The organism is Sedimentitalea sp. XS_ASV28, from assembly GCF_041224545.1.
In the GTDB taxonomy this organism is placed as follows: Bacteria; Pseudomonadota; Alphaproteobacteria; order Rhodobacterales; family Rhodobacteraceae; genus Sedimentitalea.
Genome location: NZ_JBGFGP010000091.1, coordinates 1 through 7,694 on the forward strand (window position 1 = coordinate 1; position 7,694 = coordinate 7,694).

7 protein-coding genes and 2 pseudogenes are annotated in these 7,694 nt (G+C 60.8%); 7 read left to right on the forward strand and 2 right to left on the reverse strand.

Annotation, left to right across the window (positions count from 1 at the left end; genetic code table 11):
• Positions 1 to 142: pseudogene (locus AB9K34_RS05175) on the reverse strand (IS6 family transposase); the annotation flags it as partial.
• Positions 143 to 151: 9 nt separating this feature from the next.
• Positions 152 to 541, reverse strand: a complete 390-nt coding sequence (locus tag AB9K34_RS05180) for a transketolase C-terminal domain-containing protein (RefSeq protein WP_369953372.1) — start codon at positions 539 to 541, stop codon at positions 152 to 154.
• Between the two features lie 10 nt (positions 542 to 551).
• Between AB9K34_RS05180 and AB9K34_RS05185 the strand changes: the two genes are divergently transcribed.
• From AB9K34_RS05185 to AB9K34_RS05215, 7 genes and pseudogenes are all read left to right on the forward strand, one after another.
• Positions 552 to 722 carry a hypothetical protein gene (locus tag AB9K34_RS05185; protein ID WP_369953373.1) on the forward strand — a complete coding sequence of 57 codons (171 nt, stop codon included), beginning with the start codon at positions 552 to 554 and terminating at the stop codon, positions 720 to 722.
• A gap of 364 nt (positions 723 to 1,086) precedes the next feature.
• Positions 1,087 to 2,475: an amidohydrolase gene (locus AB9K34_RS05190; RefSeq protein WP_369953374.1), complete on the forward strand. Its 1,389-nt coding sequence runs from the start codon at positions 1,087 to 1,089 to the stop codon at positions 2,473 to 2,475.
• A 31-nt stretch (positions 2,476 to 2,506) separates the two neighbouring features.
• Positions 2,507 to 3,583 carry a BMP family ABC transporter substrate-binding protein gene (locus AB9K34_RS05195; RefSeq protein ID WP_369953375.1) on the forward strand — a complete coding sequence of 359 codons (1,077 nt, stop codon included), beginning with the start codon at positions 2,507 to 2,509 and terminating at the stop codon, positions 3,581 to 3,583.
• 85 nt (positions 3,584 to 3,668) lie between these two features.
• Positions 3,669 to 5,207, forward strand: a complete 1,539-nt coding sequence (locus AB9K34_RS05200) for an ABC transporter ATP-binding protein (protein ID WP_369953376.1) — start codon at positions 3,669 to 3,671, stop codon at positions 5,205 to 5,207.
• Positions 5,191 to 6,282, forward strand: a complete 1,092-nt coding sequence (locus tag AB9K34_RS05205; RefSeq protein ID WP_369953377.1) for an ABC transporter permease — start codon at positions 5,191 to 5,193, stop codon at positions 6,280 to 6,282. The genes AB9K34_RS05200 and AB9K34_RS05205 overlap by 17 nt, the downstream gene beginning before the upstream one ends.
• A complete protein-coding gene (locus AB9K34_RS05210) occupies positions 6,275 to 7,204 on the forward strand; it encodes an ABC transporter permease (protein ID WP_369953378.1) in 930 nt (309 codons plus the stop codon). Before AB9K34_RS05205 ends, AB9K34_RS05210 begins: the two co-directional genes overlap by 8 nt.
• Positions 7,205 to 7,540: 336 nt before the next feature.
• Positions 7,541 to 7,694 (forward strand): annotated as a pseudogene (locus AB9K34_RS05215) (IS6 family transposase); the annotation flags it as partial.

Sequence of the window (7,694 nt, forward strand, 5' to 3'; positions counted from 1 at the left end):
CGATGACGCCCCTTTGAGCCAGCAGTTCTTCGACATCTGCGGTGCTGAGCGCAAACCGATGGCAGACCCAGACCTCATAAACAACAATCTCAAGAGGGAACCGGAAACCTTTGAAGCGGGGCTTTTCAGGCGGATTTATCATGTCCCACCCTTAGCCAAGCTGAAAACCGCAAACAAGTTGCCAATGCCTCTCGACCGCAAGACTGGTCCCGGTTTCTACCGCTGCGCGGACCTCCTCCACATCGATGGCGTCGATGGTGAACATGTCGACCACGCGCACGGAAACGCTCTTCTCCCCCAGCTTCGCGGCGGCGCCAAGCGAGACGTGCGCCTGGCCGCCGCAGGTGATGATCGTTAGGTCGGTCCCTTCGCGCAGACGGATCGCGCGGCCAAACTCGATCTGGGGAACCTCTTCGTAAGCCACCGGGTCGCGTCCCCGACCGAGCCGGATGTACATTGCCTGCGGATGCCCGAGCGACGGGCGCAGGATCACGCGCAGGTCGCTGGAATCGGTGACGCAGACGACCGTCAGATCGGCCACTCAGCGCAGTATGGCAACCTTCACTAAAACAGAGCCTGAAATCGGTCATCCGTGCAACAACGCGACCCGGATCCAGCACCGGGGCAGTGGTCTCGTCCATGAAGAGCTTCGTGGAGATCTTCAGATGCTCGGCCAGCTGGTCCTCTACGGGGCCGACTATGCCTGCAAGATGACCGCGTGACAGGCTTGCGGCAGGCTGCATTCAGCCAAGTGAAAATAACTTGGCAACGCCCCACAGCCCCCTTGACAAGCCGAGCCACCGGTTAATAGGCTTAACCATCTCGCTTGGTAGCGTGCCAATGACGATCCTGGAATTCGCAACTCCTAGGGACAGAGACAAGCGAAACGATGTCGGTTCCGGCATCCGGTTTGAGTTGGCACTACCATGATCGTGAGAGCGATACACATCGTTGCAAGTCCCATCAATCATGAGCCCCGTTCTTTTTGGCGGCCCGTTCGTGGCCGTCCTGTCATGATCGTGACGTCTTGCCATCAGATTCTGCCGATTCTGCGCCTCCGCCGGACACAACAAACGGACAGGACGTATGGCTTCCGAATACACTCTTTTTCAATCCTGCGAGGCGATTATCACCTGCGACGCCGCAGGAACGATCCACCGCAATGCCGATCTTCTGGTGCGGGATCGCACGATCACCCGTATCGAGCCGCGCATTGCCCCATCGGACATTCAGGACGGAACGAGGATCGTTGACGGAACCGGACTGTTTCTCTTTCCCGGCCTGATCAACACGCACCATCACTTCTTTCAGTCGTTTGTACGCAACAATGCCGATCTGGACTGGACCACGCTCACGGTCATTGAATGGCTGGATCGCATCTACCCGATCTTCGGGCGGCTGGACGAGGAGTGCTTCTACCATGCATCCGTTTCGGCCATGGGAGAGCTGATCAAGCACGGATGCACCACCGCCTTCGACCATCAATACAACTTTCCGCGCATCGCCGGGAAACGGATCGTCGACCGACAGTTCGAGGCGGCGGAGCTGATGGGTATGCGATTCCATGCCGGACGGGGCTGCAACACCCTGCCCAAATCAGAAGGCAGCACCATCCCCGACAGCATGCTGGAGACGACCGCGGAATTCATTGCCGACAGCGAGCGGCTCATCGACGCTTATCACGACCCGTCGGACTTCAGCATGCGCCAGTTGGTCCTGGCGCCCTGCCAGCCGGTGAACTGCTACCCGGAAACCTTCACCGAGGCCATCGGCCTCGCTCGCGACAAGGGTGTGTTCCTGCACAGCCATGTGGGCGAAGGTGAAAGCGAAGTGATCCGGCAACGCACCGGCCTGCGCACCGTGGACTGGTGCGAGAAGATCGGATTTGCCGGGCCGGATGTCTGGTATGCGCATTGCTGGGAACTCGATCCTGCAGAAATCCGGTCGATGGCGGCCAGCGGAACCGGCATGTCCCATTGTCCTGAGCCTGTCTATCTCGTCGGGGCCGAGATCACGCCCCTTGCCGAAATGGCCGAAGCCGGCATGCGGATCAGCCTTGGCGCGGACGGCGCTGCCTCCAACGACAATTCCAACCTGATGCACTGTGTTCACAGCGCCTACATGCTGCAATGCCTCGCCAATGCGTCGCACGACTACGCGGTGCCTAAACCGGCCGAGTTCCTGGCCTATGCCACGCGCGGGGGGGCCGACATTCTCGGGCGGACGGATCTTGGCACGCTGGAAACCGGCAAGGCCGCCGACCTGTTCGCCATCGACACGCGACGGCTGGAATACGTCGGCACCTGCCATGACCCGGCAAGCCTGATCCCGCGCGTGGGCATTGGCACCAATGTCGACCTGACGATGATCAACGGTCGTATCGTCTGGCAGGACGGAGAATTTCCGGGCCTCGACGAGCGCAAGCTCGTCGCTGACGCTCGGCAGCATGTCGAAAGGGTCGTGTATCAGACCTAAGCGCGCAGAGACCAACAGGGAGAGAAAGACTATGAAGATAAGATGGATCAAGACACTGATTGCCGGCGGCGCCGCGTTAATGCTCGGGACGGGGGCCATTGCCGAGCCGCTCAAGATCGGCATGGTCGTGGCGTCGCCGGTCGGGGATGTAGGCTGGGCACGCAACCTGGTCGATGGAATGGACGCGGTGAAGCAGAAATACGGAGATGATGTCGAGATCACCGTGATCGAGAACATCGCCGAAGGGCCCGACGCCGACCGCGCAATCAACCAACTGGCGGCCGATGGCCACAAGTTCCTGATGCTGGGATCGTTCGGCTACATGAATGCCGCGCTGAAGCTTGCCAGGCAGAACCCCGAAATCAGCATCCTGCATGCATCGGGGTACAAGACCTCTTCGAACATGTCGGCCTTCACAGCCAAGTATTTTCAGGGATCCTACCTGCTGGGGATGGCGGCTGCCGGGAAAACCGAGAGCAAGAAGCTCGGTGTTGTTGCCGCTTTCGCCATTCCAGAATTCATCACCACCATAAATGCGTTCACGCTCGGCGCGCAGCGGGTCGATCCCGATATCGAGGTCAACGTCGTCTGGGTCAATACATGGTTCGACCCCGCCAAGGAGCAGAGCGCCGCCGAAGCTCTGATCGCCAAGGGGGCCGACGTTGTCTTTTCCATGGGCCAGGACACGCCCTCGGTCGTGTCGCTGGCCGAGCGCGAGGGGGTCTACGTGACCAATCTCAACAGTTCGATGAAGGATTATGCGCCGAACTATTACCTCGGTGTCAACGGGACCGACTGGGCGCCGTTCTTCCTTGAGCAGGTGGCCGACCACATGAACGGAACGTTCGAGGGCCGCTATCACTGGCTGGGCATCGAGGATGACGTGGTCGTGACCACCGATTTCAACGAAAACACCGCCCCCGACCTCATGGCGCAGATCGAAGAAGTGCAGACCCTAATAGAGTCGCAAGACTTCAAGGTCTTCAAGGGCCCGCTGACCAACCAGGCCGGAGAGATTGTCGTGCCGGAGGGTACCGTACTGAGCGACAATGACATCCTGGGTATGACTTGGCATGTGAAAGGCGTGACATCTCCGCTCCCGAAATAGGGCTGTCCGAGAGACCGGAAAACGCTGCGGAACAGCCCCTGACGGGCTTGTTCCGTGGCTTCAAGCGACCATGCTTAGGAACGACATGACCCCCATCCCACCCCTCCTGTCGCTACGCGACGTGACCAAACGCTACGGCAGCTTTGTCGCCAACGAAGGTGTCTGTCTCGATATCGCGCCGGCCTCGATCCACGCGATCCTGGGCGAGAACGGCGCCGGCAAGTCGACGCTGATGAAGACCATCTATGGCGTGCACGATTTCGACGAAGGTACGATCAAATGGCAAGGAAAGACCGTCACCCTGCGCAACCCGGCCCAGGCGCGCGCCCTGGGCATCGGGATGGTCTTTCAGCATTTCTGCCTGTTCGAGACATTGTCCGTCGTCGAGAACATCTCGATGACGGTGCCCGGAAAGCTGTCCGACCTCGCCGATCGTGTCCGCCGGTTCGGCGCGGAATACGACCTAGTCGTCAACCCTTTCGCGCCGGTCCATTCGCTGTCCATCGGCGAACGCCAGCGGGTCGAGATCATCCGGTGCCTCATGCAGGATCTGAAACTGCTGATCCTGGACGAGCCGACATCGGTTCTGCCGCCTCAGCACGTTCCAGCGCTCTTTGACGCGCTGCGCAAACTTCAGGGCAAGGGGGTGTCGATCCTTTATATCTCGCACAAGCTCGAAGAGATCTGCGCGCTGTGCGATGCGGCGACGGTCCTGCGCAACGGCAGGACCGTCGCTGATGTCGACCCTCGGGCGGTTTCGTCCGAGGAACTGGCACGGCTGATGGTGGGCTCAGACATTGCAACGATTAACCGTGTAAAGGTTCGCGCGGGAACCACGGGCGAGGCGCTGCGCCTGTGCGATGTAAGTCGCCGGGACGCGGATCCATTCGTCTGCGACCTGAGCGGCATCAACCTGACTGTGAACCATGGCGAGATCGTCGGTATCGCGGGCATCTCAGGCAACGGCCAGAAGGAACTGGCGCGCATCATTTCCGGCGAAGACCTTGCCGACGGGCTCGACGCCGACGCGATCACCATGCTCGGTACGGCTGTTGGCACGCAACCGGTCCGCAAACGCCGCAAGCTGGGGTTCGCTTTCGTCCCCGAAGAGCGCCTGGGCCGCGGCGCGGTTCCAGGCCTTTCGCTGTGGTCCAATGCGCTGCTGACGACCTACGATCACGGCATGCTGAGCAACGGCTATGTTCGGCGCAACAGGCTGCTCGAATTTTCGCGCGCCTGCATCGACGACCTGAAAGTGAAATGTGCCGGCCCAGAGGCCCTGGCCGGATCTCTTTCGGGTGGCAACCTTCAGAAATTCATCTTGGCGCGCGAAATCCGGCAGAATCCTAAACTGCTGTTCGTGGCCCAACCTACCTGGGGCGTCGACGTGGGGGCCGCAGCACAGATCCGGCAGCGGCTTCTCGATCTGCGGGCACAGGGGGCGGGCATCCTGGTGATTTCAGAGGAACTCGAGGAGCTGTTCGAGATCTGCGACCGCCTGCACGCGATAAATCACGGAACCCTGTCGCCCGCCTATCACGTCGACGAGGTCACCCCGAGAGATATCGGGGAGATGATGATCGGACGCGCATTTGCCGGAGGTGACAATGCGGTTTCATCTTGAACGACGCGCGCGGATTTCGGCCGCGACCGCTATTTCCGTACCCCTGCTGTCGGTGCTGATCGGTGTGGCCCTGGGAGCAGCGCTACTGCGCCTGCTCGGATACGGAATCGGCACGACCCTGCATGCCTTCTTCATTGCCCCCTTCGCCTCAGGCTATTCGATTTCCGAAATTTTTCTCAAGTTCGGTCCGCTACTGCTGATCGCCCAGGCGCTTGCGATCGGCTTTCGCGCCAAGGTCTGGAACATCGGGGCGGAAGGCCAGATGGTGATGGGTGCCATCGGGGCAAGCGCCATACCGGTCTATTTCAACGAGCTAGACTCTGTGTTTGTCCTGCCGGCGATGATGGCGCTGGGGGCGGCATTCGGCATGCTCTGGGCGGGCATCGCGGCCTTTCTCCGGGTGCGCTTCAATGCGAGCGAGATCCTCGTGACGCTGATGCTGACCGCAATAAGCTTTCAGATTCTTTATTACCTAGTGCTTGGCCCCTGGCGCGATCCGATGGGATTCAACTTTCCACAGACGGTGCTGTTTCAGGATGCCGCGATATTTCCGACGTTGTTCGGCGGGTCGCGCGTGAACGCCTCGATCTTCATCGCAGTGATCTTCACCGTGTTCGCCTGGCAGTTCATGCAGAAGCGCATGAGCGGCTATCGCCTGATCGTCAGCGGCATGGCGCCCGGAGCGGCGCGCTATGCCGGGTTCAGCGAAAGCACCGGCATCTGGGTTAGCCTGCTGCTGGCCGGGTTTGCCGCCGGGCTTGCCGGGATGAGCGAGGTGGCCGGACCCATCGGGCAGCTGCAACGGTCGATTACCTCGGGCTATGGCTACACCGCCATAATCGTGGCCTATCTCGGCGGTCTGCGCCCGCTGGGCATCGTCTTTGCGGCGTTTTTCCTGTCGGTCCTGCATATCGGCGGGGATATCGCGGTTGTCAGCGGCGGGATCCCGAAAAGCGCCGTTCAGGTCCTGCAGGGCTTGTTGCTGGTCTGCTATCTGGCAACCCAGCTTTTCGTTTCACACCGGCTTGTGGCCGCATCGCCAATCGCCCGCACGCAAGGAGCTGCCCGTGGCTGAAATCGAATTTCTTGTCGCCGGAACGATCGCCGCCTCGACCGTTTTCCTTCTGGCCGCACTGGGAGAACTGGTGGCCGAGAAATCAGGTATGTTGAACCTCGGGGTCGAGGGCATGATGGCGCTCGGGGCGGTTGTCGGCTTCATCGTGACCAAGCAGACGGGCGATCATTTCCTCGCCTTTCTCCTCGCCGGGGTGGCCGGCATGGCCATCGCGCTAGTCTTTGCGGTTACGGCGATCACCTTCATGGCCAGCCAGGTGGCGACCGGTCTGGCCATCGGCATCCTCGGGCTGGGAATGGCGGCCACCATCGGAAACAGCTACGAAAGCCAGACGGTCGAACCGCTGGGCGAACTCGACATTCCCCTGCTCGGCGATCTCCCCGTGGTCGGGGCAATGTTCTTTCAGCATGATGTCATGGTCTATATCACTCTGCTTCTGGCCGGGGCCATCGCCGTGACGATGACCCGCACACGGATCGGGCGCATTATCCGGGCGGTGGGCGAAAACCCACATGCGGCGCAAGCGCTAGGCTGTCCCGTGCCGACAATCCGCTATCTCTGTGTGTTGTTCGGCGGCTGTCTTGCGGGATGGGCTGGATGCTATGCCGCGACGGTCCTGACCCCGCTATGGGGCGACGGGATGATCGCGGGGCGGGGTTGGATCGCAATCGCGCTGGTGGTCTTTGGCACTTGGCGGGTCGGGCGCCTGATCGTCGGCGCCTATCTCTTCGGTTTCGTGTCGCTCAGCGAACTGATCGCCCAGTCCGTCGGCATAGCCATCCCCTCGCAGGTCCTGACCGCTGCGCCGTACGCTCTGACGATCATTGTGCTGGCGATCATCTCGCGCCACCCCGAGCGCATGCGAATCCATGTACCGTTTTCGCTGGGAGAGGTCTTTGCCAGGGACCGGCCGGACGTGTAAGCGGCAGCGCCGTTGACGCCACTGCGGCACACCGAAATACCGCGTCCAACTCTGCGGCTATAGCGTGTCGCAACCTATAGGATTCGGGATTCCCAGATTGTTGGTAATGCGCGTCCCTGTCGTTGGGGCAGATTTGGGGCCACAGATGGGCAAGCCACATCCTATGGAGCTGAGAACGCGCGTTGTCGCGTTCGTCGATGAGCGTCACGGGCACCATGAGGCGGCGCGGCACTTCCGGGCGTCGCCAAAGTGGTAATGTCGCAAACATTCAGCCTTTCATCGGAAAGCGCGATGCTGCACACCGGGTCGGGCAGACGCATGAGCAGGACGGGCGGGATGGCGATCGATTTCAATGGTGCGCATTATCCGAAGCCGGCGATCCTGCATGCGGTGTTTTTCTATGTTCGCTATCCCGTCTCCTACCGAGACCTCGAAGAGATTCTGGCCGAGCGGGGATTCACCTTGGACCATGCCACGCTGAACCGCTGGA

What these genes read in the sequence shown, in the direction of transcription:
- AB9K34_RS05190 (WP_369953374.1), top strand. Translation starts at nt 1,087, where the DNA reads ATGGCTTCCGAATACACTCTTTTTCAATCCTGCGAGGCGATTATCACC.
- AB9K34_RS05195 (WP_369953375.1), top strand. Translation starts at nt 2,507, where the DNA reads ATGAAGATAAGATGGATCAAGACACTGATTGCCGGCGGCGCCGCGTTA.
- AB9K34_RS05200 (WP_369953376.1), top strand. Translation starts at nt 3,669, where the DNA reads ATGACCCCCATCCCACCCCTCCTGTCGCTACGCGACGTGACCAAACGC.
- AB9K34_RS05185 (WP_369953373.1), top strand. Translation starts at nt 552, where the DNA reads ATGGCAACCTTCACTAAAACAGAGCCTGAAATCGGTCATCCGTGCAAC.
- AB9K34_RS05205 (WP_369953377.1), top strand. Translation starts at nt 5,191, where the DNA reads ATGCGGTTTCATCTTGAACGACGCGCGCGGATTTCGGCCGCGACCGCT.